We start from the raw sequence: 26,453 nt of genomic DNA on the forward strand, positions 1-26,453 counted from the left end.
GTAGTCCACACAACCGCTGAGACTTGACGGTGGCTGCTTGCTGTCCACGGACAAACCCACACCGTCACAACAGGTCAGAACGGATCTCCTGCTGGAGTAGTAGGCGCGAAATATCCGTCCATAGCGGGCCTTGACGAAAGTCGGCATATGCGGCGATGCAGTTCCCGGGATTGAAGAGGGCATACATGAGCGCGCCGGACGGCGCGGGGTCGCCGGGATGCGCCAGGCGCACGCTTACCTCGACCAGACCTTGATCTCTTAGTACGTGGTAAACGCGGTCCGCATCAGCTTCTGTCGCCGGCCGGCGGGTCACGCAAGGCGAGTCCTCCCACCCGCAGATCGCCTCGATGAGGGCAGGTCCTGCCGCGGCCGCCCGTGCCCGGAAGAAGGCACCGGGATCCAGCCCGGGCAGCGTGGGTGCGCCGTACACCTCATCGATTCTTCCGTATTGGGGGCAGAAACCAACTCCCTCAGCCTGGTCGCGGTCACCGGGGCACGTGGAGCTGTCGGTCCTCTCCGGCTCAGGACCCTTCAGCCGCCAGACAAGCGTGCCCACACCCGCAAGGACCAGTACGGTGATCGCCACTCCTAGGAGCTGCCTGAGTCGCGAAGCCGAAGGCGGGTCTGCAGAGAACACATCACTTCATCGGCGCCGTGGAGCGGTCATCAAGTCGAACGCGTCACGGATCGAGAGCGAGCGGGCGGCGACTCACGCTGCCGGTCTGCTCGAGCCGGCCCGTAGGGCGTGATGGATGGCCGAGGCTGCATCGACGGCGATGTGAGTGGGGCGGTAGGCATCCAGGTTCCAGGACCGGCCGTCGGCGACCCATACGCTGCGGAGACCCAGCGAAATCGCGCCGCCGATGTCGGCCTGCGGGGAGTCGCCGACGACCCAGGCGTCGGCCAAGGGCACGGCAGCGAGGGCGGTCGCCGCCCGGAAGATCTCTGGGTTGGGCTTCTTGTGGCCGACCGCCTCCGACACCGCCCAACCCTGGACCAGCCGGTCGAGGCCGGTGTTGCGGATCTTGAGTTCCTGCTGTGCGGTGCGGCCGTTGGTCACGATCACGCAGGCCCAGCCGTCGTGGCGGGCCGCGAGCAGGGCGTCCTTGGTGGCGTCGGCCAGTCGGGCATGCTCGGCGCCGCCGCTGTCGAGAAGACTTTTGATCGCGGTGGCCGGTACCGCGTTCCGGTACCGGTCGGTCAGGGCGGCGGCGAGCACGTCCCGGGCGGTGTACCCGCTCGCGTCCGCGCTCATCACCCAGGCCACGTCGGCGTCCGCCAGCCCATGGTCGGCGAGGAAGACGGCGACCGCGCTACGGAAGGCCGCGTCTCGATCGATCAGCGTGTTGTCCAGATCCACCAACAGCAACGGCACGGCCACCAGCAGATCATGCGCCCTCTCACGCCTGCGCCAGATAGCGCAGCCCCCGCTTCATGAACGTGCGCGGGTTGGTGTCCAGATAGCGCGCCCACGCCGGCTCCGTCTCCCCGCGCAGCCAGGCATAACGCGCCAGGGCGTAGCCGAACATCGGCTCGGTCAGATAGCCCAGCCTCGACGTGCGATAGCTGTTCTCGCCGCGGGAGAACTCGAAGGCGGCGTTCGCGCCGAAGATGCCCAGGCCGAAGAAGACGGTGAGCAGGTCGGTCAGCGGCTCGTGATCGCGGCGGTCCGGCCGGACCCGACCGTCGGCCAGCAGCAGCACGTGGCCCAGCTCGTGGGCGATCGTCGCGACCAGCGCGGTCGGTGCGGCGGCCTGCTCGTCCTGGATCCCGATGATCGAGCGGCCGTCGCGGACCCGGTGATGACCGGCCGCGCCCTGCGAGCTCCAGCTCATCGGCACGTGCGCGGCCAGTTCCGGCTCGGTGTCGCCGGCGTAGTGCTCGAGTTCGACCCGGGCCGGGTCGACGCCCATGTGGCCGCAGAGCCGGCCGAGCACCGCCCGGATGTCGTCGCGCCCGCCGCGGTAGTCGCCCGGGAAGAAGTCGTCGGTGGGCAGCACCACCGTGCCGCGCAACCGGCCGGTGCCGAACTCGGCGACCAGCCAGTCGAGCGACGTCTCGATCCAGTCCTGCTCGACCTGTCGTACCGGGCACTCGGCCCGTCCCCACCAGCGCACGCCTTCGAGTGTGCACCCGCGCCGCCATATCTCTAGTCTGCCGATAGGTTCACTAGGATACGGTGGCGCTGTGCCGAAACGGTCGAGTGCTCCCCTGGCCGTCTGCCTGTGCGCGGCCTTCACCACGCTGCTCGACCAGGCCAGCCTGACCACCGCGATCCCCGCCCTGCGCGGCTCCCTCGGTGCCGGACCGGCCACGCTGCAATGGATCATCGCGGGTTATTCGCTGACGTTCGGGCTCGCCCTGGTCCCGGCCGGGCGCCTCGGCGACGCACACGGGCGGCGGGCGCTCTTCGCCGGCGGGGTCGCACTGTTCACCGTCGCGGCGATCGTCGCCGGCACGGCCTCCGAGCCGTGGGTGGTCGCGGTCGCCCGGCTGACCCAGGGCATCGGCGCGGGCACGGTCAACCCCCAGGTGTACGGCATCATCCAGGACCTCTACACCGGCCGGGACCGCACCAGGGCGCTGGGCGCCTACGCCACCGTGGGCGGCATCGCCGGGGTGATCGGCCCACCCCTCGGCGGCATCGTGCTGGACCTGGCCGGCGACGAGCTGGGCTGGCGCCTGGTGCTGCTGTTCACCGTCCCGTTCGGGCTGGCCACCGTACCCCTGGCGCTGATCTTCTTGCCCGCGGACCGGGAGCGGACCGCCCGTCGGACCACCCTCGATCTGCCCGGCCTGGCCCTGCTCGGCCTGGTCACGTTGTGTCTGCTACTGCCGTTCGTGCTGCCCGCCGGGCAGGGGCCGCCGGTTGTCGTGTGGCCGCTCGCGGCGATCGCGGCGGTGATCGCGCTGACCCGCTGGGAGGCCCGCTACGCCCGATCCGGGCGCACCCCGGTGCTGATCCCGGAGCTGTTGCGCTCGCGCGGGTTCCGGCTCGGCACGCTCACCGCGATGTTCCAGTTCGGCGCGTCGCTCGCCACCACCCTGGTGCTGGTACTGCACCTGCAGGACACGCTCGGCTGGTCGCCGCTGCGCACCGCGCTCACCCTGCTGCCCAGCGGCCTCGGGTTCGCCCTCGCGTCGTCGCAGAGCTGGCGTCTGGTCAGCCGGTACGGCCGGCCCAGCGTGACCGCCGCCCTGGCCGGCTGCGCGCTGACCATCGCCGCCACCATCGTCGTGCTGCACACCGCCTCGGGCGTCGCGCTCGGCATCGGGCTGGCCGGCACCCAGCTCGCGATGGGCCTGACCGGCGGGCTGATCATCTCGCCGAACCAGGCGCTGACCCTGGTCCACGCGCCGGCCGCGGTGGCCGGACTGGCCGGGGCGTTCCTGCAGGTGTCGCAGCGGATCTCGGCGACGCTCGCCACCGCCGCGGTCACCGGCGTGCTGACCGGCCCGCCCGGGCTGGTGTTCTGCCTGGCCATGATGCTCGTGGCGACGCTGTTCGCGGCCCTCGACAACCGCACCACTGCGACGCAGGCAACCTCCCCACAAACCCTAGCTCGACTATAGGCTTTGCAGGATTAGGAGGTCCCGATGAGCGTTACACGACCACACCTGGCCCTCGAGGTGGACGGGGCCGGCGCGCACCCGGCGGCCGGGCACGCCGGACCGGCCGGTGACATCGCCGCCCTGACCGCCCGGGTCACCACCGCCGAGGCGGCCGGCTTCGCGCTGGTCACCATCGCCGATGCGGCGCTGCCGCCGCCCGGTGGCCCGGCGCGGATCGAGGCCGGCGTCCGGGCGAGCTTCCTGTCCCGGCGCACCCAGCGGATCGGGCTCGCACCCACCCTGCACGTCACCGTCACCGAGCCGTTCCACCTGGCCACCCAGCTCGCCTCGCTGGACCACGCGTCGCTCGGCCGGGCCGGCTGGGTGGTCGGCGCCGACCACAGCGCCGCGGTCTACGCGACGGTCGGGCTGCCCCGGCTCGACGGCGCCGCGCTGCGTCAGGAGATCGCCGACGGGATCGACGTGGCCCGGCAACTCTGGGACTCCTGGGAGGACGACGCGATCATCCGCGACCGGGTGACCAGCCGGTTCCTCGACGCCGACCGGGTGCACCACGTCAACTTCACCGGTGAGCGGTTCTCCGTGGTCGGCCCACTGATCACGCCCCGGCCGCCGCAGGGCCAGCTCGTCGTGCTCGGCGCGGACACCCTCGGCGTCACCGGCCGGCTCGACGTGGCGCTGGTCGCCGCGCCCACCGTCGACGAGGTCGCCGACCGGGCCCGGCAGGCGCGCGCGGACGGCGCCCCGCTGGTCGTCGCCGACCTGGACGTGCTGCTCGGCGCGGACCGGCTCGCCGCCCTGGACGCGGTCGCGCCGTGGGGACCGGCGCAGCGGCTGCGGCACACCGGCAGCGCCGAGGACCTGCGCGACCTGCTGGATCGGCTGGCCGGCCTGGTCGACGGGGTCCGGCTGCACCCGGCCGAGCTGCACGTCGACCTGCCCCGGCTGGCCACTGGGCTGGGGCGCCGCCCGGTCACCGGGCCGACCCTGCGCGACACGCTCGGGCTGCACCGGCCCGTCAACCGGTTCGCCACCGCCGGATAGGAGGATGCACATGTCACCGCGCCTGCACCTGGGAGTGTTCTTCACCGGCGTCGGACCGCAACTGGTCTGGACCGATCCGGCGTTCAGCACGCACACCCACATCGACACGTTCGTCGCCACCGCGCAGACCCTGGAACGGGGACTGTTCGACGCGTTCTTCCTCGGTGAGGGGCTGCGCGTACGGGAAAATCGCGGACGCGTCCACGATCTGGACGTCGCCGGGCGGCCCGATGCGATCACCCAGCTCGCGGCTCTGGCCGCGGTGACCGAACGGATCGGCCTGGTCGCCACGCAGAACACCACCTACAACTTCCCGGCCGACCTGGCCCGGCGGCTCGCCAGCCTGGACGCGGTCTCCGGCGGGCGGGCCGGCTGGAACATCGTGACCACCGACAACGCCTGGACCGGGGAGAACTTCCGGCGCGGCGGCTGGCTGCCGCACGAGCGCCGCTACGAGCGGGCCGGCGCGTTCGTCGAGACCGCCAAGGCGCTGTGGGCCGGAACGGCGGTGGACCGGCACGACGACCTGATCTCGGTCACCGCGCCGCCCACGGTGCCGGCCCGGCCGGTGCTCTTCCAGGCCGGCGACTCGGCCGGCGGACGCGACCTGGCGGCCCGGCACGCCGACGTGGTCTTCTCGGCGAACACCGACTACGACAAGGCCGTGGCCTACGCTGCGGACCTGCGCCGACGACTCGCCGGTTATGGCCGGTCGGCGGACTCGCTGCGGATCCTGCCGGGTGCGGCCGTGGTCCTCGGCGACACACCCGCGCAGGCCGCGGAGAAGGCCGCGTGGATCCAGCGGGAGCAGGTCACCGGGCCGCGCGCGCTGGCCTTCCTCGAGCAGTACTGGGGCAAGGACCTGTCCGGCTACGACCCGGACGGGCCGCTGCCGGACATCGAACCGGCCGAGGGCGAACTCGACCCGTCCCGCGGCACCATCGCGATCGAGCACCGGACCGGCAAGGCCGAGCGGATCGCCGGGTGGCGCGCGCTCGCCGCGCAACGCCGGCTGTCCATCCGTGACCTGGTCGTCGAGGTGACCCCGCAGCACAGCACGTTCGTCGGGACGCCGGGGCAGATCGCCGACGAGTGGACCCGCTACGTCCGGGACCGGGCGGTGGACGGCTTCAACATCCTGCCGCAGCTGCTGCCCGGCAGCATCGAGGACATCGTCGACAAGCTGGTGCCGGAGCTGCAGGAGCGCGGCGTCTACCGCACCGCGTACGAGGGCACCACCCTGCGCGACCACCTGGACCTCCCCGCCTAAGCGACCGCCCGGGCCTCTCCCCCGACGGCGGGGAGGGGCGGGGCGGCGTCGATCAGCGCGGACAGGTCGGCGGCCGAGCCCTCGGTCAACCGGTAGACCCCCTGGATGCTCATCGAGTTGGTGAGGCGGCCGTCGACGACGTGTTTCGGGGTGCGGGTGACACCCTTCGCATTACGCCAGGTGAGCGTCGGCAGCAGGTCGCCGGGGACGGTGACGTCGAAGCGGATCGGGGTCGCATCGACGTGCACCGGCGCGGCACCGCAGCGACCGGCGCCGAGCGCGTCGTCCCACCCGGGATGCCCCTGATAGGCCGGGTCGGCCCAGAACGCCGGCAGCGCGCCACAGCACGCCGACTGCTTCCAGTCGAGCACCCGCAACCGGCTGACCACGTGGATCACGCACTTGCTGACGTGCAGCGCGAAAACCTCGTCACCGGTGTCCACCGAACCCCAGCCGACCGAGGAGCCGTGCGCGCCACTGAAGACCACCGGTGGCCGGCGCCCGACGAAACCCTTGCGCAGCGGGCGGCACACATCCTGGGTCCACAGTGCGGTGAAGGCGACTGACATGCGAGCGATTCTAGGGAGACCCACCGACATTTTTTCGTACGCCGGCGCGCACCTTGCCCGCGACCCGTGGGCGGGGCACCCCGTCGACGGCGGTGCAGATGCCGAAGACCCGGGCGAAACCGGTCCAGCCGTTCACCCGGCCGCGGTTGTTGCTGATCTGCACGCGCGCGGTGTCCGCCTGGATCGCGGAGACCAGGTGAAGGTACGTCGAGCCGGCCACCCGGGCCAGCACGATGTCGCCGACCTCCAGCTTGGCCGGGTCGACCGGGGCGACGGTGACCAGCTGACGGCTGCGGATCAGCGGGACCATCGACGACCCGGTGGGCCGGAACTCGATCACCGCGCCGGCCGCCACCCGGGCCGCGTGCGCGTCCAGGGCACCCATCGGCTCAGCCCTCCGCACCGAGGCGGGCGCGGACCTCCATCAGCGCGAAGCCGAGCAGGTTGAGACCGCGCCACCGCCCCGGGTCGTCGGCGCGTGGGTCGTCGCGGGTCAGCCCGATCCCCCAGATGCGATCCATCGGGCTCGCCTCGACCAGCACACGGGTGCCGGTACCGGCCAAGAACGTACCCAAATCGGGGTTTTGGTGGAATTTGGCGAGATTGCCGGTGACCACGATCGCGACGCGATGGTCGTTCCAGACCTGCTGGTCGAAGCGGGCCACCCGGCCGCCGAGGGTCTTCGCCTGCCGGGGATGACCGCACGCGAGGATCTGCGCGGCCATCGCGGTGTCGCCGAACAGCGTCGCCTTGCCCCACATCATGTAGTGCTCCGCGGTCGCGAACCGGATGCCGTCGACGGTGAAACCCTCCGGCGACCACTGGCTCAGGCAGCTCGCGCTGACGCTCCCGTCGCGGGCCGGGGTGTGCCCCCAGAAGTGCAGGTACTTGACCCGCTGACCAGCCGCGGTCAGAGCGGCCAGGTCGGCGACGGTGCGAACCTCGGCGATCATGCCGCCGAGTCTGCGGCATCCGCGGCCGGAAAGCGCCCCATTTACCGGGCAGCGCGGCGCGGACGAATTGACTACGATCTTCCTGTTTCAGGTACGCGGTGCGGAAGGGGACCTGTCGTGACGGATCCGTTGAAAAGCTCCAGGATCGACACGTCGGTAGCCCATCCGGCCCGGCGCTACGACTATCTGCTCGGCGGCAAGGACAACTTCGAGGCCGACCGGCAGTCCGCCGACGAGATCGAGAAACGTCACCCGACGGCCCGGCTCAGCGCCCTGGAGAACCGGTTCTTCATGCACCGCGCGGTGCGATTCATGGCCCGGCAGGGCATCCGGCAGTTCCTCGACATCGGCACCGGCATCCCGACCTCGCCGAACACCCACGAGATCGCCCAGGAGACCGACGCGTCCGCGCGGATCGTCTACGTCGACAACGACCCGCTGGTGCTGGTGCACGCCCGGGCGCTGCTGACCGGCGCGCCGCAGGGCCGGACCACCTACATCGAGGCCGACCTGCGCCGGCCGGCTGAGATCCTGGACGACCCCGGCCTGCGGGCCACCCTGGACCTGTCCCAGCCGGTCGGTCTGCTGCTGATCGCCGTGCTGCACTTCATCCGCGACGACGACGATCCGCGAGCCATCCTGGACACCCTGATCGGTGCGCTGCCGGCCGGCAGTATCGTCGCCGCCTCGAACGCGACGCCGGAGTACATGCCGGCCGAGCAGATCACCGCGCTGCGCAAGGTGATGGAACGCCAGTGGCAGGACCGCACCGGCGCCGAGCTGACCGCCCTGTTCACCCATCCGGACCTGCGGCTGGTGGCGCCGGGCGTGCAGTCGGTGTCGCAGTGGTGGCCCGAGGACGCGCCGCAGCCGCGGCCCCCGGTCGCGGACATCGCCGCCAACGGCCTGGTGGCCGAGGTGGTCCGGGACCGGCCGTGACCGATTACGACGGGTCCAGCTTGGTGCCCGGCGTGATCGCCCAGATCGTGCCGACGTCGACGCCCTCCGCGGCGCACTGGTTGCCGGTGGAACTGACGAACACCGACGCGGTCTCGTCCGGCGGGTAGACGCGCAGGCCGCGCACCGCGGTCGGCGTGCACTCGGCGGCGTCGAAGAATCCGGCGTCCGAGCTCTGCACGATGGTGTGCGCGGCCTTGCCCGGCTTGAGGGTGACGGTGACCTTCTTCTGGGTGCCGCCCCGTTTGAACGGCGAGCCGACCTGCGTGCCTTGGTCGCCGGTGACCCAGGAGACGCCGGGGTATCCGTACAGGGTGCAGGTGTGGTCGGAGGCGTTGGTGAACAGCAGCGCGACGTAGGATGTGCCGGCCGCGCCGCTGCCGTCACCGATCTTGAGCTTCAGGTCGCCGGTGTGGCACCGCGGGGTCGCCACCGGCTTCCCGGACGCCTTTCCGGTCGCTGTCGCGGTTGCTGTTGCGGTCGTTGTCGCGGTCGCTTTTCCGGTCGCCGAGGTCGTCGGTGACACCGCCGGCGGTGCGGCCGGCGCAGAGCTGGGCTGCGACGACGCGGAACAACCGGCGGCGAACAGCAGGGGCGTGCAGAGCAGGACGATCGCGGCGCGCTTCATGCCTGAAGTTGTAACCCGCGCTCCGGTGTCCGAACCTCCTCCATTCGTGCCGCCGGACGATCTCTGTCAGATATCGACCAGTAGCAGCGCCGCCGCCGGGCAGATCGCGACCGCGTCGCGGACCGCGTCCCAGTGCTCCGGAGCCGGGACCGGCTGCAGAACGATCGCCACGCCGTCCTCGTCGCGCTGGTCGAAGACCTCCGGGGCGGTCATCACGCACTGACCGGCGGCGATGCACTTGGGCTCGTCGAACTCGATCCGCTTCACCACCGGACCGGCACCTCCTCGAGGCCACCGACGATCAGCCCGTCCCGCCGGCGCAGCTCCCCGGCCGGCACAGCCAGCTCGAGGGTGGGCAACCGGTCGAGCAGCACCGCGAGGACGACCTGCAACTCGGTGCGGGCCAGGGCCTGGCCGAGGCAGGAGTGCGGGCCCACGCCGAACGCCAGGTGCGGGTTCGGCACCCGGTCGATCAGCATCTCGCCGGCCTCCGGGTACGCCCGCTCGTCCCGGTTGCCCGAGGCCATGCTCACCACCACGGTGGTGCCCGCCGCGATCGGGCAGCCGGCCACCTCGATGTCCTCGGAGATGTAGCGGGGCAGGCCGAAGCCGGGGTTGGCGTCGAAGCGCAGCGACTCCTCGACCGCCGAGTTGATCAGGCCGCGGTCGTCGAGCAGCCGTTCCCAGCGGCGCGGGCGGTCGGCGAGCAGCATCGAGACCATCTTGCCGATCATGTTGGCGGTGGTCTCGTGCCCGGCGACCAGCAGGCCCTGCGCCGTGATGACCAGCTCCTGCTCGGACAACCGGCCGTCCTGGCTGTCGACCACCGCGGCCAGCTCGCTGAGCAGGTCGTCGCCGGGCTTGGACCGCTTGTCCTGCACGTGCTGGACCATGAACGCCTGGAACTCGGCGGCGGCGGTGGTCAGCTCGTCCTGATCGTATTTGGTCAGGTTGAGCATGGCGTCGGACCAGTGGGAGAACTTGTCGCGATATCCGGGGTCGACGCCGAGCAGTTCACAGATGACGAAGACCGGGAGCGGGAAACCGAGTGCCGACTGCAGATCGCCGGGCTGCCCACCGGCGAGCATGTCGTCGATCAATTGGTGGGCGATCTCCTCGATCCGGGGGCGCATCGCGGTGACCCGTTTGACGGTGAACGACTTGTTCATCATCCGGCGCCAGCGCGGGTGGTCGGGGCTGGCCGTCATCGCCGAGTTCTCGCTGCTGAACACGCCGCCGTCGTCGGCGGTGGAGACCTTGGCGGCGTCCGGCGCGGTCAGGCTGTGCGTGAAGCGCGGGTCGGCGAGCAGCTCGCGGACATCGGCATACCGGGTGAGCAGCAGGGCTTCGTCGCCGCTGACCATCCGGACCCGGGACACCGGGCACTCGTCGCGCAACCGCTCCCATTCCGGGGACGGTTCGAGGGCGGCGGGGTGAGCGAACGGGTAGACGGGAACCGTTTCAGACATGGGTCCTCCATTGTGTCCGGCCACGGCCGACCGTAAGCGAGAAGAATGATTTGTACAAGGGCGCCCGAAACGATCAAGGGATTCACCAGTGGCTATGGTTTAGGCCGATATTTTGCCGCCTTGCTACCTTCTTGACCATGGCGATTGACTTCCTGGTGGTCCTGCGCGGCTACGACCGGTTCGCAGTGGACAAGCTGTTCACCCAAGCCCAGGACGCGGTGAGCTCGGGCAGCCAGCTCGCCCGCACGGCGGCCCGCGATGCGCTCACCGGCGCGGAGTTCGGCGCCTCCCTGCGCGGCTACGACCGCGCCCAGGTCGACCTGGCCGTCAAGATCATGGCCGACGTCCTCACCCGCATCCCCTGACCGCCACTCACCCGCGAGGCCGCAGCCACTGCGGACCGCTGCGCGCCTCCGGACGCCGGCTGGTTTCCAGAGGTGCCTGGGGTACGGTGAGACACCCCTGAGTCATCGTGACCTTGCAGGACGTCTCGCGGACGTGAAAATAGGCGCAAGGTACTCGCCCGACACCCTGCTCAGAGCCGCGGTGCGGGTCGGCGCGCGGCAGGCCTTTCCCCCTGAGTCACCTGCGATTTTGCCACTTCGGAGGTACTGCGGCGGATGGCCCGGGAGGCTATTTTCCGGTCAGAGCTGTGAGGATCATGGGGTGCTGTTCCGGGTCGTGGTTTGACTCGCCTGAGAACTGACGTCGATGTCTTGAGCTGGATCTGTCGACCATGGTTCGGAACGGTGCGTGTGATCCCGGACCGGTGCCGCGTGTCCCGATAGGGGCCTTGCCGCAAACAAGGGCGCCGTCACAGTTCTGACCGCTGCCACCGGTCCGGGGTTGGCCATCCTCGTGTGCCCCCCGAACAGGAAACAGCGAACATGACCTCTGCCAGCATGCCCGATCTGCTCTGCGGGCAGCAGCCCGACCTGCCCGAAGACCTTGTGATCGGGGTCGACACCCACCGCGACGCCAACGTCGTGGTGGCGTTGTCGGTCACCGGCCGGGTCCTGGGCAACGCGTCGTTCCCGACCACCACGGACGGCTACCAGCAGTTACTGGCCTGGAGTCGTACCCGCGGCCGGCTATGCCGCGCCGGGCTCGAGGGCACCGGTTCCTACGGTGCCGGCTTGAACCGTTACCTGCACAATCAGGGCGTCGCCGTCATCGAGGTCAACTCCACCGACAAGGCCACCCGGCGGCGCCGCGGCAAGAACGATGTCATCGACGCCGAACACGCCGCCCGGGCCGTGCTGGCCGGCACCGCCACCGCGGTCGCGAAAACCGTCGACGGCCCGGCCGAGGCCCTGCGGCTGCTCAAACTCGCCAAGAACTCCGCGGTCAAGGCCCGCACCCAGGCCCTCAACCAACTCAAAGCGGTCCTGGTCACCGCCGACGCGACCCTGCGCGACAGCCTGCACGGACTCGGCCCGAAAACCCTGCTGCGCCGGTGCGCGGCGCTGACCGCCGGCCCCGACCTGAGCCACGCCGCGACCGCGGCCGCCTACACCCTGCGCAGCCTGGCCGTCCGGATCCTCGCCCTGAGCACCGAGATCGACGAGGTCACCGCACAGCTGCACACGATCATCGACGCCCACCGCCCGCAGCTGCTGCAACGGCTGGGCGTCGGCCCCGACATCGCCGCGACCCTGCTGATCACCGCGGGTGACAACCCCGGACGGCTGCGCCACGAAGCCGCGTTCGCCGCGCTCTGCGGCGCCAGCCCCGTCGAGGTGTCCTCCGGGCGCACCGACCGCCACCGCCTCAACTTCGGCGGCGACCGGCAAGCCAACGCCGCGCTCTACCGCATCGTCCTGACCCGGCTACGCCACGACCCCGCCACCCGCGCCTACCGCGACCGCCGCAAAACCGAAGGGAAAACACCCCGCGAAATCATCCGCTGCCTAAAACGCTACATAGCACGCGAAATCTACAGCCTTCTACTCCCCGCAACCCCTTGACGAACATAGGGGCATCCAGCCGGAGACCGGGGAAGCGCGCTGCGGTCCGCGGTGACGCGGTGTCGCGTCGGCCGCACGGGCGGGACGTGGCTCGTGGCCTACCGGGCGCTGCGTGTGCGGACCGGATCAGGCGCGTTCGCCGGGGCGGACCAGGCCGCTCTGGTAGCCGATCACCACGAGCTGGGCGCGGTCGCGGACGCCGAGCTTGGTCATCGCCCGGTGCACGTGGGTCTTGGCGGTCAGCGGCGAGAGGACCAGCAGCGCGGCGATGTCCTCGTTCGACCGGCCCAGGGTCACCAGGCGGACCACTTCGCGTTCACGGTCGGTGAGCAGCTCCAGCTCCGGTGGCACCCGCAGCGGCTGGTCGTCCGGGGACAGCAGCCGGTCGATCAGCCCCTTCGTGGCCCGCGGGGTCGGCCGTGAACGTCTCCAGCAGCTCGGGCAGCCGATCCAGACCCGGCTGCGGCTGGTGCTCGGCCTCGGCGTCGCCCGGCTGGCGCAGCAGCCCGACGATCGCGGCCAGCTCCTTGAGCACCATCCCGGACGCGCGCCGGATGTGGTTCAGCGGCGGTTCGGCGGCCTCGGGCTGCCGGGACAGCGCGTAGACCGCCGCACCGGCCTGCACGTTGATCACGGCCATGTGGTGCGCGACCACGTCGTGCAGCTCCCGGGCGATCCGCAGCCGTTCCTCGGCGACCCGGTGGCGCACCTCGTCCTCGCGGCTCTGACGGCGCCGGCCGCGGTCAGCACACCGGCCTTGACCGCCACCGACCAGTTCGACAGCCACCCACGCATGATCCAACCGTACGTGCGGGGACGTCCCCGCACGTCACTCGCCGGTGGTAACCGCGGGTACACCTACGGTGGTAGCCGCCTCCAGATGATCGAGCACGGCGGTGATCATGGCGGCCAGGTCGAAGCGGGTGACCCGGGTGACGTCGACCTTGAACTGGGTGGCCAGGCGTACGCCCCGGTCGTCGTAGAAGATCGGCTGGGTCCCGCCCGGCGGGTTGCGCAGGCCGTCGTTCCCGCCGGGGTTCAGCACACCCGGGTCCTTGACCACCTGGCGGATCGCGGGCCAGGTCAGCGCGTCCTGAAGTGCGGCCGCCAGTGGCTGGACGGCGAGCTTGGCGGCCGGTGTCGGATCAGCCCACGTGCCGACCTGCACGAACGGGCGGAACAGCCACGACTCGGCGGGGTTGGTCAGGTTGTTGCAGCGCACGTCGACGCCGATCCGCGCGTCCGCGCCACCACCCGGGTGCGCCCGGAAGACCACCAGCATCGGCATGCCGGGGGTGGTGCTGCCGGCGACGCCACCGACCGCGGCCGCGGTGCGCCGGGTCACCAGGTTCGCCACGTACGGCCCGGTCGACGCGCCGATCACGCCGTCGGCCTCCTGGTTCCAGGGGCCCAGCACGCCGGCGATCTCGTCGGCCAGCCAGGCGGCGTACACGTGTGAACTGCCGTGCCACGCCCCGAACAGCGCGACCAGGCTGAGCGGCTGCCACGGAGCCGGCGCCGCGGTCGCGGTCCCGTCGAGGGTGCAGTAGAACAACTTCGCCGACGGCGCCCACTCCGCGTACCGGGCGAGCTGATCGCCGTGTTCGCCGGCGGCGCCCTTCACCTCGAGCACGGCCACCGGTTCCCGGGAGCCCTCGCGGTGCACCACCAGGTCGAGGCGGCTGCGCCGTCCGCCGGTACGCACCTCCCGCGCCGCGGCATACGTGCCGGGTGGCAGGCCGAGCACCGCGACGAGCGGTGTGGCGTCGAGTTCGATCAGGTACGCGAGCAGGTCGCTCGTGTTGTTCTCCGAGGCCAGGAGCCGAGCGAGAGCGGTCATGGCCTGGGACTCTATCGGCCGGTCACGGCACCGGCCTCGCGGGCCAGCTGCAGCTCCTCGCGCGGTTCCACCACCAGGACCGCGATTTTCGCCTCGGCCGCGCTGATCGGGCCGTCGCTCCCCCGGTTGCCGGTGACCGGCGGGCACACGCCGAGCAGGCCCAGCCCGGCGCAGATGGCCTGGCGCACCTCGGGCTGGTCCCAGCCGATCTCGCCGGTGAACACCACCGCGTCCAGGCGGTCCAGCGAGGTCGCCGCGGCCGCGATCTCCCGGCGCACCCGGTGGGTGAACACGTCCAGCGCCGGGTCGCCGACCAGCTCGCGGGTGTCACCGGAGCGCCCGCCGGAAAGCCCGAGCAGCCCGGACCGCTGGTAGAGCCCGTCGGTCAGCTCCTCGCGGGTCAACCGGCCGTCGAGCAGCCACAGCAGCAGACCCGGGTCGACCGCGCCGGAGCGTCTGCTCATCGGCACACCGTCCAGCGGGGTGAAGCCCATCGACGTGTCGACGCTGCGGCCGTTGCGGACCGCGCAGACCGACGCGCCGCCGCCGAGGTGGGCCAGCACCATCTGCAGTTCGCCGACCGGGTGGCCGAGCAGGTCGGCGGCGCGTTCCGCGGCGTACGCATACGAGAGCCCGTGGAACCCGTACCGCCGCAGGCCCCAGCGCTCGCGCCACTCGGCGGGCAGCGGGAACGTCGCGGCATGGGCCGGCAGGTCGGCGTGGAACGCGGTGTCCGGGCAGACCACGTGCGGCACGGCGGGCAGCAGCTCGCGCAGCGTGTCGAGCAGGGCCAGCGCGGGTGGCACGTGCAGCGGTGCCAGCGCGGCGACCTCGTCCAGCCCGGCCCGCAGCCGATCGTCGACGATCATCGGCCGGCGGACCAGCTCACCGCCGTGCACCAGGCGGTGCGCGACGGCGTCCGGGACCGGCCGGCCGCGGACGAACTCCCGGACGATGTCGGTGGCGCCCTCGGACGGGTCGGACAGGTCGCACCGGTCGCCGGCGCGATCGCCGTCGACCATGACCAGGTGCAGGCTGCTGGAGCCGGCGTTGACGGTCAGGATGCCCATGGGTCGTCACTTTTCTCGGCAGCCATAACCCTGGGGATACCCCGCCCCGGCGGATTCATCCCGGCCGCTTCGCCTTTGCCGCAGACATAGACCGGTATCGACAGTATGGTGGCTGCGGGAAAGCGCATTCCTGCTGAGGAGTCGTGATGAAGACCGTCCTGTTGATGCTGGCGACGCTGCTGGCCGCGCCGGGCACTCCCGCCCGGCCGATCCTGTCCCCCGCCGAGGCCGCGCCGTACACCGCGGCGAGCTACTTCGGGTACTCCGGGCCGTACGACAACCCGATCGCCGACCCGTGGCGACCGCCACCGATCAGCACACCGCGACGCGCGGACTTCGTGGTCGGCGGCCGGCACGGCTTCGCCGACGTGCAGCAGGCGGTGAACGCCGCCTACCGCGCCGGCGGCACCCAGCGCCGATCCATAGCGGTCCGGCCCGGGACGTACACCGGCACGGTCTTCATCCCGGCCGGCGGCCCGCCGCTGACCATCTACGGTGACGGCCCCGCTCGCGCCGTGAACCTCGAGTTCACCGTGGACGCCACCATCACCCCGGCCCAGTGGGCGCAACAGGTCAACGCCGGCGGCCGCTACGCCGAGGGCGATCCGGCCTGGTCGATGTTCCAGTCGTGCGCCACCAAGACCACCGCGACCGCCGCGCTGTGCGCCACGGTGGTCTGGGCGCAGAGCACCGACCTGCAGCTCAAAGGCCTGACGATCACCAACACGCTGCTGGACACGGTGGACCGCGGCACGCACCAGGCGCTCGCGCTGCGCACCGACGCCGACCGCACCCAGCTCGAGGGCATGCGGTTGATCAGCCGCCAGGACACGTTCCTCGCGAACGCCGCCGACGTGGACCGGATCGCGCGCGTCGCGGTGCGCCACACGTATGTCGAGGGCGACACCGACTTCGTCTTCGGCCGGGCCGCCGCGGTCTTCGACCGCTGTGAATTCCGCCTGGTCTCGTCGCGCAAGGACTCCGGCGGCGTGATCTTCGCACCGAACACCGCACCCCATTTCCGGTACGGCTTCCTGGTCACCAGGTCCCGCCTCGTCGCGGACGCGGGCTATCGGGCCGCGCCGACCGGCCGCTTCGGCCGGGCCTGGGACCAGGGCGCGAGCGCGACCGGCTACCTGCCGGGCATCACCCCGAACGGCCAGCTGCTGATCCGCGACAGCTACCTGGGTGTGGGATTCGACGTGGCCGCACCGTGGGCCCCGGCCGCGACAACCAGCCGACCGTTCCTGGCCAGGGTCGACGAGGGCCGCGACCTCGACGACGTGAATTTCAACCGCCTCTACGAATTCGCCAACCACGGCCCGTCTGCCGCTTCCTGACCCGCTTCGGTCAGCAAACCCCTTTCCGGTACGGCGGGGAGCCCCGCGGGACCGCCCCCTCCCGACCCGAGCCCTGTAGTGGCCGCAGGCGACGTGCCGCCCGGCTCTCCTCGGCCCGAGCGCTGCCGCGACCGCCCGCGACGTGGCACCGGGCTGAGGAACGCGGCGCGCCGCGCCCCATCCGGCTGGTGCTCAGGGGTGTCTCGCACCCGCCGAGACACCCCTGAGCACCAGCCACCGCTCACGACATCAGGACGATCTTGCCGCGGGCGTGGCCGGTCTCGCTCAACCGATGCGCCTCAACCGCGTCGTCCAGCGCGAACACCCCTGCCACCGGAACCGTGAACCGCCCCTGCTCCGCCAGCCCCGCCGCCACCGCCAGCCCGTGCAGCGCCTGCGGATCAGCACCCGGCCCGGCGGAGCGCGACAGATGAACCCCAGACGCGGCCGCGTTCAGATCAGCAACGGTCACCACCCGGTCCGCACTGCCCACCAGCTTCACCAGGTCGGGCAGCGACCCCTTGCCCGCGCAGTCGAACACCGCGTCGACGCCGGCCGGGACCCGGGTGTCCAGCCCCGGACCGTAGGTCGTCGGCCGCGCACCCAGCGACGCCAGAAACTCGTGGTTGCCCACACTCGCGGTGCCGATCACCGTCGCGCCCCGCGCCACCGCGAGCTGCACCGCGACCGTTCCGACCCCGCCGGCCGCGCCCTCGATCAGCAGCGTGGTGCCGTTCGTGACGCCGAGCCGGTCGAGCACGCGGGTCGCGGTCTCCACGTTCGCGGCCGCGCCACCGGCCTCGGTCCAGCTCAGCGCGGCGGGCTTGGCCGTCCAGGCGGCCAGCACGGCGTACTCCGCGTTCGCACCGCCCAGCCGGGCCAGGTCGACCATCCCGAACACCTCGGCACCCTGACCGACATCGGTCACGCCGGCGCCGACCTCGTCGACGATGCCGGCCGCGTCCACGCCGAGGATGTGCGGGAGCGCCAGTGGCATGAAGTCGCGGAACCGCCCGGAGCGGACCGCGGCATCGGACGGCGTGACACCCGACGCCCGGACCGCGATCCGGATCTCCCCCGGCCCGGCGTGCGGTTCCGGAACCTCGGCGACCCGCAGCACGCTGGGCGGACCGTACTCGGCGAAGTGCAGTGCTCTCATGCCCGGGACGGTAGTGGAACACCCCGTCCGGTTAGCTAAAGTGAGATCCGTGAGCGGTCAGTTGCCTCAGAAATCGGCGCGCCTCCCGGTGCCGGAGACGCCGCGCCCGGACACGCTGCGCTCGGATGCGCGCGACAACCGGGAGCGGATCCTCGCCGTCGCTCGCACCGCATTCGGCGCCGACGGTCTCGGCGTCCCGATGCGCGAGATCGCCCGCCGCGCCGAGGTCGGCCCGGCCACCCTCTACCGCCGCTTCCCCACCAAGGAAGCCCTGGTCATCGAAGCCTTCGCCGAGCAGATGGCGATGTGCACGTCGATCGTCGAGGACGGCCTGTCCGATCCTGATCCCTGGCACGGCTTCTGCACGGTGATCGAACGAGTCTGCGAACTGCACGCCGGCAATCAAGGTTTCACCGCCGCGTTCATGGCCGCGTTCCCGCACGCCATCGACTTCACCACGACCCGCGAGCAGACCCTCCGCGCGGTCGGCGAACTCGCCCGCCGCGCCAAGGCCGCCGGCCACCTACGCTCCGACTTCGTCATCGGCGACCTGCTCCTGGTCCTCCAGGCCAACAGCGGCGTCCGCGCGGAAACCCCGGCCGACGCCCTGCTCGCCGCCCGCCGCTTCGCCGCCCTGCAGATCCAGGGCTTCCGCGCGCTACCGGGCGCGCCCCCACTGCCACCCCCGGCCCGCCTGCCCCTGCTTCCGGTCGGCTGACCGAGACCGCGGCTCCGGACCGCCAAGACCCAAAACCATCCCGCCGCTCGCCGCCGCGTCCGCTTTCGATCCTCCTTTGGTACGAAGTACGGAGCGCCCGCCCGTGAGGCCAACCCGACACCGGGCTGGCGGCCGCGCGCTGCGGCCTGGAGTGGTTGCGGTCTCGCGTCGGGCGACGCGCCACGGCCCGGTGCACCACGGGCGTCGCGCGCAGCCCCACGGGCGGGACTCGGCTCGTAGCCTACGGACGTGCGCTCCACATTCGTACAATATAGGGTTTATCGGACGTGAGAATCCAGCGGCGCGGCGAGCCAGTTCCTCGGTGCCGTGCCGAGGTGCTGGGCGAACACCCGCGAGAATGAGGACGCGTTGGCGTATCCGAGTTCCGTCGCGACAGTGGACACGGCAGCGCCAGCGCGCAGGCGCTCCTGGGCGATGGTGAGCCGCCACTGCGTCAGGTATTGCCCCGGGGTGGCGCCGATGACCTCCTTGAAGTGGGCCGCGAAGGCGCTGCGGGACATTCGTGCCTCGCGTGCCATGCCGTCCAGCTTCCAGTCCGCTTCCGGGGAGTCGTGCAGCGCGACGAGTGAGGGAGCCAGGCGTGGGTCGGCCAGGCCGGTCAGGATGCCCGAGGGCAGGCCGAGCTCACCGGCGTGGTCGAGGATCCAGCGCAGCAGTTGGATCAGGAGGACCTCGAACAGCCGGTCGGCGACGAGCCGTTGACCGCAGCGAACATTGTCGACCTCGTCGAACAGCAGTTGCAGTAGTGGCTGCAGTCCCCCCAAGGCGTCGAGCGGGACGACGAGCACGGGTGGCAGTGTCCGCATCAGAGGGTGCGTCGCCCCTCCCTCGACATCGAGCGACGCGCACGTGAAGTCGGAGTCGGCGGCCGGCGCGTTGTGGAAGGCGTGCTCGAGGGGCCGCGGGTAGAAGATCAGACTCGGCCGGTCGATCTCGATCCGCCGCACCGCGCCGCCGGGCTCGCGATGGGTGACCGCCATGTCTCCGCGCCGCAGGATGTGCAGGAAGCCCCGGCCGGGCTGGGCCGCGAACGTCGTCACACCGCAGAGCGGGCCGGTGTGGAACAGCCTGGTGGTGACCCGGAACCGCTGCAACAGCGGGCCGAGTCGATCGAAAGTCTCCACGCCACCATCGTATGGACGATCCGCTAAGAACCAAAGATTTTATGATACGTATCGTCCGCCTGCGCCGGGCAGGCTGGGTGACGCAGCCCCGACATGGGGGCGCTCACCTCAGATGGGAAACAGCTATGACGAACGTGCCCCTGGTCGACCGTGACTCCGCCACCGGCGAGGTCAAGGAGCAGCTGGACCAGATCCACGCCGCCTTCGGTGCCGTGCCCGCGATGTTCAAGGCGGTCGCGAACTCTCCTGCCGCGCTCAAGAGCATGTGGGGGTCGTTCGGTGCGTTCTCCGGCGGCACCCTCGGCGCGGCCCTGGGCGAGCAGATCGCCGTGGCGGTCGCGAACCGCAACTCGTGCGAGTACTGCCTGGCCGCGCACACCGTACTCGGTAAGAAGGCGGGTCTGAGCCGCGACGATCTCACCGCCGCGCAGGTCGGCGAGTCCGGCGACGCCCGTACCGCCGCCCTGCTCGGCTTCGCCCTGAAACTGGTCGATGAGCACGGCCAGGTCACGGCCGAGGACATCGCGGCCGTCCGCGCGCACGGCTGGAGCGACGAGCAGATCGTCGAGACGATCGCCCAGGTCGCCCTCAACCTGTTCACCAACTACGTCAACATCGCCCTCGGGGTGCCGGTCGACTTCCCGGCCGTGGCGCTGCGCCGGGCGAACTGACCCCGGCATCGGAGAACCCGGGGTGCATCGCTTCTCGATGCACCCCGGCCCCGAGCCCGCGTTATTGCCTCGTCCTGACAACACCCGCGGCCTACGATCGACCACCATGATCGGGAACTGGATCGACGGAGCGGAACGGGTGGCAGTGCTCACCGGCGCGGGAATCTCAACGGATTCCGGGATTCCTGACTACCGTGGACCGTCGGGCGTGTGGACTCTCGATCCGGAGCTGGTCAAGGCATTCACGTATCAGTCATTCATGGCCGACGCCAGCGTTCGGGCGGCGTTCTGGCGCACCTACCATGGTCACCCGGCCTGGCGGGCCCAGCCGAACACGGCTCACCGGGCGCTCGCCGACCTGGAACACTCCGGTGTCGCGGTGCGTGTCCTGACGCAGAACATCGACGGGTTGCAGCAGCGCGCCGGCTCCAGCCCGCGCAAGGTGATCGAGCTGCACGGCACGATGCACCAGGTGATCTGCACCGGCTGCGGCCGACGCACGCCGAGCGAACAGACGTTGACGAGGGTCGAGGCCGGCGACAGCGACCCTCGTTGCATCGACTGCGGAGCGATCCTGAAGCTGGACGTCGTCCTGTTCGGCGAGCATCTCAACCCCGCCACCACCGGCCTGGCCGAACGGATCGCCGCCAATGCTCAGCTCATGCTCGCCGTCGGCACCTCATTGCAGGTCGAACCGGTCGCCTCGCTGTGCGCGGTGGCCGTCAACGCCGGCCACCGCCTGGTGATCGTCAACCGCGATCCGACCCCCTACGACGACCTCGCCACCGCGGTGATCCGGGAACCGATCGGTGTGGTCCTTCCGCAGATCTGTGCCGCCCTCAGCACGTCCGACCAAGCCCTGAAATGATCGCCGGACCCGGCATGACCTCGGATCACCCGCGTCGACGAAGGACCGCGCCGAGACACGCCAGCCGTTGTGACGGTCGACGAACGGACCATTCTGATGGACGAGGTGATCTCGTACGCTGCCGGGCGTGGGTGACTTCCTCACCACGACGCTGGCGCGGGTGCCGGACGGATTCGACCTGCCAGAGCCGCTGCGCCTGCTTTTCGCCTGGGTCGACGAGCAGGGTTTCGTGCCAGGCGGACCTCGACCGAAATGGGATCGACGGGCCGTCGACGTCAAGGTAGAGCAGCGGACGGTTCCTGGTGACCGGCTTGGCACATCATTGGACCGCCTGCCGTGAGCCGGTCATCGAGCCGCGCCTCAGGGTGAACGTCAAGCTGAGGGCAGCCATGTGCCCGATTGCGATACGGCCGCCCTTCGCCACCACCTACACGTCCAGGTCGACCAGGTAGCCGGACATGTGACGTGGGGTAGGTCGGTAGGTGTCTACCACACGCAACCGCACTTCTTCCTCAGGACGCAGCAGGCGAGCGTAGAACCGCTTGGGCGGGGCGTCCACCATCCGCTGGAAGTTAGCACGGGACAAAACCGCTGAGGGGTCGCGCGGGTCCATGAGAACACCCCCTTGAAGTGTGAGTAGTCGTCAGGTGCCGACAGGCTTTTAGCGGGCATTAATTCCGCCGAAGGCTCGGATCGAACAGCACGTTAACTAATGTGAGCCAATTTCTCAACCGCACGAAAAGGATCCACAAAAGAATCGCTCACGCCGTCATGTAAGCATCAATCTCGGCGGAACGCCCAAGCCGTCTCTTACTGTGCACCCGCACCATGGACACTCGTTATGGCACAGTTGCCAGATTTGCCGCGGGGCCGAAGAGCCGGCCCGGACAATCGACTACGTGCGAGCGGAAGGGAACAACGCGCTCGCCGACATCGTGCGGTTGGCGGTCGGTACCTGAACGCGTACGAACATCGACTCCCACGCACTGCCAGGCCACGGCAGACTGGACCGCTTGACCTGGTTGGATCCCGAAACCAAGGCATGAGCCGAACGCGAAGCCGCTGCCACACCACGACGGGGACACCACCGCCGACCACGCAACCCGACCGAAGGCCGCGTCTACTTCGTCCGCAAGAAAGTGGCCGGGAAGACGTCGATGGAAGCAATGCGGGCGCTGAAGCGGCGGCTGTCCGACATCGTCTACCGGCAGATGGTCAACGACGCCACTGCGGCGATGGCGACGGGCTCGGGAGGACACCAGGGAACGTCAACAAACTCCAGCGCGACCAGCTTGCATCCCCACACCGGCTCTTCGGAGAAGTCACTTCCCGAACCCGCCGACGACAAGCTTAGCGATGCAGCCAACGTCTTGCCACAGAGAGGAGCAGTTCAGCACGTCCGAACAGCCCTGACGTCAATCACCGAGCGTCAACGCCAACTAACGTCCTGTCAATCCGATCGTGGTCGCGTGACTGGGCGACAGGATGACTGGTCCGGGCCAACCCCGTACGACCGCCGCGATCTGTGCGCGCAGTGGCTGGGCCGGCTGCAGGTCGTGACCGAGCGACCAACTCTTCAGCAGGCCATGGGTGGTGTCCAGGGCGGTGGTGACCATCGTGTGGGCGCGGGCTTTGTCGTCCCAGGTGTACCAGAGCGCCCATCCCTCGACGCGGGCCTCCACGCCGAGACGAGAGCAGCCGGCGAGATAGCTCGCCTGCGCCGCCGGATGGTCACTCGGTGAGATCACCGCAGCGCCGCCAAGGTGCTGAAGCGGCCGGTCGTCCTCGACGCATCCGTCCCCTGCAAAGTGCTCCCGCCGCAGGTGGCGAGCCAGTTGGTTCACCGCCCGCTGCAACGTCGTGGCATCGTCGGGATCCGACCCGTGCAGCAGCGATCCCTCGTCCTGGGCCGCATCGACGACGTCGCGGGCAAGCAGCCCGATCTGTCGCAGATAGTCCTGGTCACTCAGTTCCACTTCCAGCACTCGGCAAGTGTGACCAGCACGTCGGCTCCTGTCGCACCAATTGAAGCTCAGCGTCGCTGACACGCTCGCGGCCCGGCCCTCCCTGTTTCTGCAGCGTCCGACATTCGGCCGGAGCGAGCGCGGACTACCGGGACCGCGGGACACCGTCGGTAGCGAGCGATTCGCGGCAGATGCGGATGCCGCGCGGTGGTGGGTCCCAGCCGTGCCGGCCATTTTCTTGCCGTCACGATGGTCTGCGGTCGGGGGCGGATGTCGGTGAGTGCTTGACTTTCCAGCGGCTGCAACGTTGAGGATTCCCCCATGGAAGAACACTCCGGCCTGCTTACTATCGGCCAGCTCGCGCGCCACACGGGTATTGCGGCGCGCACTCTGCGTTTCTGGTCGGACGAGGGCGCGGTCCCGCCGGCGGGCCGGTCGGCGAGCGGCTATCGGCTCTACGACGCCGCTTGTGTGGCTCGCGTCGAACTCGTTCGGACCTTGCGGGAACTGGGGTTGGGGCTCGATGACGTGTGCCGGGTACTCGATGGCCGGGCCACGGTCGCCGAGGTCGCCGCGGCGCATGTGACTGCGCTCGACGCGCAGATCAGTTCCCTGAAGGTCAGCCGGGCGGTGTTGTCCACCGTAGCGAAACGCGGTTCCACTACTGAGGAGACAGCACTGATGAACCGGTTGGCACGGCTTTCAGCTACCGAACGGCTGCAGATCATCGAGGACTTCAAAGCGGATGTGTTCGGTGGTCTCGACCTCGAGCCGCGTCTGCGTGAGCGGGTACGCGACGTGCGTATCGCATTGCCCGACGACCCCACGCCTGCGCAGGTGGATGCCTGGATCGAGCTGGCGGAACTGGTACAGGACCCGGCGTTCCGGGTTCGCATGCGAGCCTTCTTGGATCTGAACACCCCGATACCCGGGCGGAGCTATCCTCCCGGGGCGCGCATCTGGTGGGCCCGGCAGGTTGCGGAAACCGTCGCCGAAGCCAGAAAAGCTGGACTTCAACCCGATGAGCCCGCTGCGGCCGAACTGGTTGCCAGGATGTTCAGCAGCATCGAGCTGGTCTCTGTACTGGCGTCTCTGGAGGCAGGCATGGAGGCAAACGCGGAACAGTACCGCGTGCTTGTCGCTCGCGTACGCGGAAAACGCAGTGCACCGGACGCCACTGAGGAACTCCAATGGCTTGCAGCCGCTTTGCGGATCGCCGCCGCAAAAGCAACTCGTCAGCAGTGACCACCGCGATCTGCGCACAATGAAGCTAACTCTCATCGCCATGATCGAATGCACTCAACTCGGCAGTTAAGCGGGCTGAAGTACTCCCGTTCGACCACACCCCGTAAGCCGCGTGTTCGACTATCAGGAAATGCACGTGACAACGGGGCTGCCGCGGCGGCAGCAACCGGGCCTTGGCTGAGCTGTTCAACGAGCTGATGGACACGATCGAGGCACACTTCACCCGGCCCGAACCCCGGCGCCGGTCCGGGTCCGGTACTTCGACGCCGGGCTGCTGGCGCCGTCACCGGTGAAGAACTGCTGGACGATCGCCGAGCACGCCGGCGATGACGGCCCCGGTGCAGTAACCCGGTCAAACGGTCGTACCGATCATGGTGTCATCCCGGGCAGATGCATCTGCCCGGCCCCGGCAGGGCGCGCGCCGAGGCCGTTCGAGGACCGTTTCAACACCCTTTGAACAGCAAGACCTTTTCGTACGCCAAAGGTGATGGGTCTTGGCCGTGAAATTGGTCGCCCACATGGACTCGGTGTCCTGGGGCCGGTTCCGTCGTTGGGCGTAGACGAGTCAGACCCCCCGATACCAAGGATGTGAAATGAGCGGTTGGCAGAGTTCCCTCGAAGGCGGCAGCGGATGTCTCGACCTCGGTCGCGGTCTGTTCGGCGGCGGGGACCATGGCATCGGCCACGGGCAGCACAACGGAGGATGGGGCCGCGCCGATGACTGCGGTGACGGCATCGGCCACGCCGGCGGCGGCGCCGACAACGGCTGGGGCGGCGACAACGGCTGGGGCGGTCTCGGCGGTGACCCGAGCCGGGGCAGCTTCGACGACTGCGACCCGGGCCGGGGCGGCGGTCCGATGGGCCACGACCACCACATGATCCCGTTCTGCCACTGACGACGTGCGCTGACAGCCGGCGGCAACGTGCTGCCGGCTGCCAGCCGGGCACCGGCACCTGACGGAGGCTGCGTTGACTTCTCCCCGCCCTAAAGGACGGGAATTCCGGTGGTCGTCCGCCGGGTTTCCTGCTTCATCGCCTGCTGCCCCGGACGGAGGTTCCCCCGTTGAGGTCTTACGCCAGCTCCACAGGCGGACACCGCCAGCCCGCCGGCCAGAATGTTGCGTGCCGCGTTAACGTCGCGGTCGTGGGTGGTGCCACAGCGGCACATCCACTTTCGTACGTTCAGCGGCATCTTGTCAGCGATGGCTCCGCATGCCGAGCAGACCTTGGACGACGGATACCAGCGGTCGATCACGACCAGGTCCCGGCCGTACCACTCGACCTTGTACGTCAGCATGCGGCGGAAGTCGTGCCAGGCCGCGTCGCTGATGGCGCGGGCCAGACTGTGGTTCTTGACCATGTTGCGCACGGCCAGATCCTCGATCACGAGCGTTTGGTTCTCACGCACGAGCCGAGTGGTCAGTTTGTGCAGGTGGTCGCGGCGGCGGTCAGCGATCCGGGTGTGGACTCGGGCGACTTTCAGCCGGGCCTTGGCCCGGTTCGCGGAGCCCTTGTCCTTGCGGGCCAGCTCGCGCTGCGCACGGACCAGCCGCGTGCGGTCGGCACGTTCGTGGCGGGGGTTGGCGACCTTCTCCCCGCTGGACAGGGTGATCAGGTGGTCCAGCCCGGCGTCGATGCCGACGGCCGCCGTGGTGGCCGGGGCCACCTCGATGGTGTCCTCACAGAGCAGGGACACGAACCAGCGACCCGCGCAGTCGCGGGACACCGTCACGGTGGACGGCGACTGACCCTCGGGCAGGGGCCGGGACCAGACGATGGCCAGCGGGGCGCTTGTCTTGGCCAGGGTCAGTTCACCGTTCTTCCACCGGAAGGCGGACGGGGTGAACTCGGCCGAGAGGCGGGACTTGCGCTTGGACTTGAAGCGCGGGTACCTGGCCCGCTTGTCCCAGAACGCGGCGAACGCGCCTTGCAGGTGCCGCAGGCACTGTTGCAGCGGGACCGAGGAGACCTCGTTGAGGAACGCGAGGTCCTCGGACTTCTTC

The 26,453-nt window shown here is 70.0% G+C and carries 29 protein-coding genes and 1 pseudogene; 14 read left to right on the top strand and 16 right to left on the bottom strand.

The window, feature by feature from the left end:
- Nucleotides 1-709: 709 nt before the first annotated feature.
- Together ADL15_RS05210 and ADL15_RS05215 are read right to left on the bottom strand one after the other, a co-directional pair.
- Complete coding sequence (locus tag ADL15_RS05210) at nucleotides 710-1,381, bottom strand: HAD family hydrolase (protein ID WP_198170567.1); 672 nt, start codon at nucleotides 1,379-1,381, stop codon at nucleotides 710-712.
- A 19-nt stretch (nucleotides 1,382-1,400) separates the two neighbouring features.
- Nucleotides 1,401-2,117 (bottom strand): hypothetical protein, encoded by a 717-nt coding sequence (locus ADL15_RS05215; RefSeq protein WP_067685454.1) that lies wholly within the window; start codon nucleotides 2,115-2,117, stop codon nucleotides 1,401-1,403.
- 70 nt (nucleotides 2,118-2,187) lie between these two features.
- On the opposite strand from ADL15_RS05215, the gene ADL15_RS05220 reads away from it, so the two are divergent.
- The 3 genes from ADL15_RS05220 to ADL15_RS05230 are packed head-to-tail and all read left to right on the top strand — an operon-like array spanning nucleotide 2,188 to nucleotide 5,887.
- On the top strand, nucleotides 2,188-3,573 hold the full coding sequence (locus ADL15_RS05220) for an MFS transporter (protein ID WP_067685455.1): 1,386 nt from the start codon (nucleotides 2,188-2,190) through the stop codon (nucleotides 3,571-3,573).
- A gap of 24 nt (nucleotides 3,574-3,597) precedes the next feature.
- Nucleotides 3,598-4,617, top strand: coding sequence for an LLM class flavin-dependent oxidoreductase (locus ADL15_RS05225; RefSeq protein WP_067685456.1), 1,020 nt, complete (start codon nucleotides 3,598-3,600; stop codon nucleotides 4,615-4,617).
- Nucleotides 4,618-4,627: 10 nt separating this feature from the next.
- The gene (locus ADL15_RS05230) at nucleotides 4,628-5,887 is read left to right on the top strand and encodes an LLM class flavin-dependent oxidoreductase (protein ID WP_083970930.1); all 1,260 of its coding nucleotides are present in this window, start codon (nucleotides 4,628-4,630) and stop codon (nucleotides 5,885-5,887) included.
- Here ADL15_RS05230 and ADL15_RS05235 read toward each other — a convergent pair.
- From ADL15_RS05235 to ADL15_RS05245, 3 genes are read right to left on the bottom strand one after another with little or no spacing between them, the layout of a single operon-like run.
- On the bottom strand, nucleotides 5,884-6,456 hold the full coding sequence (locus ADL15_RS05235) for a hypothetical protein (protein WP_067685458.1): 573 nt from the start codon (nucleotides 6,454-6,456) through the stop codon (nucleotides 5,884-5,886). The two genes, ADL15_RS05230 and ADL15_RS05235, sit on opposite strands and share 4 nt — an antisense overlap.
- A gap of 10 nt (nucleotides 6,457-6,466) precedes the next feature.
- On the bottom strand, nucleotides 6,467-6,841 hold the full coding sequence (locus ADL15_RS05240) for a hypothetical protein (protein WP_067685459.1): 375 nt from the start codon (nucleotides 6,839-6,841) through the stop codon (nucleotides 6,467-6,469).
- A gap of 4 nt (nucleotides 6,842-6,845) precedes the next feature.
- Nucleotides 6,846-7,409, bottom strand: coding sequence for an NADAR family protein (locus ADL15_RS05245; RefSeq protein ID WP_067685460.1), 564 nt, complete (start codon nucleotides 7,407-7,409; stop codon nucleotides 6,846-6,848).
- Nucleotides 7,410-7,526: 117 nt separating this feature from the next.
- On the opposite strand from ADL15_RS05245, the gene ADL15_RS05250 reads away from it, so the two are divergent.
- The gene (locus ADL15_RS05250; RefSeq protein ID WP_067685461.1) at nucleotides 7,527-8,348 is read left to right on the top strand and encodes an SAM-dependent methyltransferase; all 822 of its coding nucleotides are present in this window, start codon (nucleotides 7,527-7,529) and stop codon (nucleotides 8,346-8,348) included.
- A 4-nt stretch (nucleotides 8,349-8,352) separates the two neighbouring features.
- On the opposite strand, the gene ADL15_RS05255 is transcribed toward ADL15_RS05250, so the two are convergent.
- From ADL15_RS05255 to ADL15_RS05265, 3 genes are all read right to left on the bottom strand, one after another.
- Nucleotides 8,353-8,994 (bottom strand): DUF4232 domain-containing protein, encoded by a 642-nt coding sequence (locus tag ADL15_RS05255; RefSeq protein WP_067685462.1) that lies wholly within the window; start codon nucleotides 8,992-8,994, stop codon nucleotides 8,353-8,355.
- 66 nt (nucleotides 8,995-9,060) lie between these two features.
- Nucleotides 9,061-9,264 (bottom strand): ferredoxin, encoded by a 204-nt coding sequence (locus ADL15_RS05260; protein WP_083970931.1) that lies wholly within the window; start codon nucleotides 9,262-9,264, stop codon nucleotides 9,061-9,063.
- Nucleotides 9,258-10,463: a cytochrome P450 gene (locus ADL15_RS05265; RefSeq protein ID WP_067685463.1), complete on the bottom strand. Its 1,206-nt coding sequence runs from the start codon at nucleotides 10,461-10,463 to the stop codon at nucleotides 9,258-9,260. The genes ADL15_RS05260 and ADL15_RS05265 overlap by 7 nt, the downstream gene beginning before the upstream one ends.
- Before the next feature lie 137 nt (nucleotides 10,464-10,600).
- Here ADL15_RS05265 and ADL15_RS05270 point away from each other — a divergent pair, with 137 nt between their 5' ends.
- Entirely contained in the window at nucleotides 10,601-10,828 is a 228-nt protein-coding gene (locus ADL15_RS05270) for a hypothetical protein (RefSeq protein ID WP_067685464.1), read from the top strand.
- A gap of 537 nt (nucleotides 10,829-11,365) precedes the next feature.
- A complete protein-coding gene (locus ADL15_RS05275; protein ID WP_157441180.1) occupies nucleotides 11,366-12,430 on the top strand; it encodes an IS110 family RNA-guided transposase in 1,065 nt (354 codons plus the stop codon).
- A 126-nt stretch (nucleotides 12,431-12,556) separates the two neighbouring features.
- Here ADL15_RS05275 and ADL15_RS05280 read toward each other — a convergent pair whose 3' ends face one another.
- From ADL15_RS05280 to ADL15_RS05295, 4 genes are read right to left on the bottom strand one after another with little or no spacing between them, the layout of a single operon-like run.
- The gene (locus ADL15_RS05280) at nucleotides 12,557-12,781 is read right to left on the bottom strand and encodes a response regulator transcription factor (RefSeq protein WP_338025518.1); all 225 of its coding nucleotides are present in this window, start codon (nucleotides 12,779-12,781) and stop codon (nucleotides 12,557-12,559) included.
- A complete protein-coding gene (locus ADL15_RS05285) occupies nucleotides 12,747-13,217 on the bottom strand; it encodes a sensor histidine kinase (RefSeq protein WP_067685466.1) in 471 nt (156 codons plus the stop codon). The genes ADL15_RS05280 and ADL15_RS05285 overlap by 35 nt, the downstream gene beginning before the upstream one ends.
- 42 nt (nucleotides 13,218-13,259) lie before the next feature.
- On the bottom strand, nucleotides 13,260-14,270 hold the full coding sequence (locus tag ADL15_RS05290; RefSeq protein WP_067685467.1) for a PDDEXK-like family protein: 1,011 nt from the start codon (nucleotides 14,268-14,270) through the stop codon (nucleotides 13,260-13,262).
- An 11-nt stretch (nucleotides 14,271-14,281) separates the two neighbouring features.
- Nucleotides 14,282-15,340 (bottom strand): acetate/propionate family kinase, encoded by a 1,059-nt coding sequence (locus ADL15_RS05295; protein WP_067685468.1) that lies wholly within the window; start codon nucleotides 15,338-15,340, stop codon nucleotides 14,282-14,284.
- 146 nt (nucleotides 15,341-15,486) lie between these two features.
- Here ADL15_RS05295 and ADL15_RS05300 point away from each other — a divergent pair, with 146 nt between their 5' ends.
- Nucleotides 15,487-16,680, top strand: coding sequence for a putative acyl-CoA thioester hydrolase (locus tag ADL15_RS05300; RefSeq protein WP_067685469.1), 1,194 nt, complete (start codon nucleotides 15,487-15,489; stop codon nucleotides 16,678-16,680).
- 241 nt (nucleotides 16,681-16,921) lie between these two features.
- Here the strand turns inward: ADL15_RS05300 and ADL15_RS05305 are convergent, their stop codons facing one another.
- Nucleotides 16,922-17,839 (bottom strand): NADP-dependent oxidoreductase, encoded by a 918-nt coding sequence (locus ADL15_RS05305; RefSeq protein WP_067685470.1) that lies wholly within the window; start codon nucleotides 17,837-17,839, stop codon nucleotides 16,922-16,924.
- A 49-nt stretch (nucleotides 17,840-17,888) separates the two neighbouring features.
- Between ADL15_RS05305 and ADL15_RS05310 the strand changes: the two genes are divergently transcribed.
- Nucleotides 17,889-18,557, top strand: a complete 669-nt coding sequence (locus ADL15_RS05310; protein WP_232343910.1) for a TetR/AcrR family transcriptional regulator — start codon at nucleotides 17,889-17,891, stop codon at nucleotides 18,555-18,557.
- Nucleotides 18,558-18,835: 278 nt separating this feature from the next.
- On the opposite strand, the gene ADL15_RS05315 is transcribed toward ADL15_RS05310, so the two are convergent.
- Nucleotides 18,836-19,702, bottom strand: a complete 867-nt coding sequence (locus tag ADL15_RS05315) for an AraC family transcriptional regulator (RefSeq protein ID WP_067685472.1) — start codon at nucleotides 19,700-19,702, stop codon at nucleotides 18,836-18,838.
- Between the two features lie 125 nt (nucleotides 19,703-19,827).
- On the opposite strand from ADL15_RS05315, the gene ADL15_RS05320 reads away from it, so the two are divergent.
- The 3 genes from ADL15_RS05320 (at nucleotide 19,828) to ADL15_RS51060 (ending at nucleotide 21,581) form a co-directional block, all read left to right on the top strand.
- Nucleotides 19,828-20,373: a carboxymuconolactone decarboxylase family protein gene (locus tag ADL15_RS05320; RefSeq protein WP_067685473.1), complete on the top strand. Its 546-nt coding sequence runs from the start codon at nucleotides 19,828-19,830 to the stop codon at nucleotides 20,371-20,373.
- A 22-nt stretch (nucleotides 20,374-20,395) separates the two neighbouring features.
- Complete coding sequence (locus ADL15_RS05325) at nucleotides 20,396-21,241, top strand: SIR2 family NAD-dependent protein deacylase (RefSeq protein WP_232343911.1); 846 nt, start codon at nucleotides 20,396-20,398, stop codon at nucleotides 21,239-21,241.
- 127 nt (nucleotides 21,242-21,368) lie between these two features.
- Entirely contained in the window at nucleotides 21,369-21,581 is a 213-nt protein-coding gene (locus ADL15_RS51060; RefSeq protein WP_083970935.1) for a hypothetical protein, read from the top strand.
- Between the two features lie 1,099 nt (nucleotides 21,582-22,680).
- Here the strand turns inward: ADL15_RS51060 and ADL15_RS05330 are convergent.
- Nucleotides 22,681-23,226, bottom strand: a complete 546-nt coding sequence (locus ADL15_RS05330) for a hypothetical protein (RefSeq protein ID WP_067685475.1) — start codon at nucleotides 23,224-23,226, stop codon at nucleotides 22,681-22,683.
- 300 nt (nucleotides 23,227-23,526) lie between these two features.
- Between ADL15_RS05330 and ADL15_RS05335 the strand changes: the two genes are divergently transcribed.
- From ADL15_RS05335 to ADL15_RS05340, 3 genes and pseudogenes are all read left to right on the top strand, one after another.
- Complete coding sequence (locus tag ADL15_RS05335) at nucleotides 23,527-24,450, top strand: helix-turn-helix domain-containing protein (protein ID WP_067685476.1); 924 nt, start codon at nucleotides 23,527-23,529, stop codon at nucleotides 24,448-24,450.
- A gap of 197 nt (nucleotides 24,451-24,647) precedes the next feature.
- A pseudogene (locus ADL15_RS57355) lies at nucleotides 24,648-24,814 on the top strand (IS701 family transposase); the annotation flags it as partial.
- Between the two features lie 229 nt (nucleotides 24,815-25,043).
- Nucleotides 25,044-25,346, top strand: coding sequence for a hypothetical protein (locus tag ADL15_RS05340; protein WP_067685477.1), 303 nt, complete (start codon nucleotides 25,044-25,046; stop codon nucleotides 25,344-25,346).
- An 89-nt stretch (nucleotides 25,347-25,435) separates the two neighbouring features.
- Here ADL15_RS05340 and ADL15_RS05345 read toward each other — a convergent pair.
- Nucleotides 25,436-26,453 (bottom strand): RNA-guided endonuclease InsQ/TnpB family protein (locus ADL15_RS05345; protein ID WP_067685478.1); only part of this gene is annotated, 1,018 nt, incomplete at its 5' end.

The sequence above is a fragment of the Actinoplanes awajinensis subsp. mycoplanecinus genome, assembly GCF_001509495.1.
In the GTDB taxonomy this organism is placed as follows: domain Bacteria; phylum Actinomycetota; class Actinomycetes; order Mycobacteriales; family Micromonosporaceae; genus Actinoplanes; species Actinoplanes palleronii.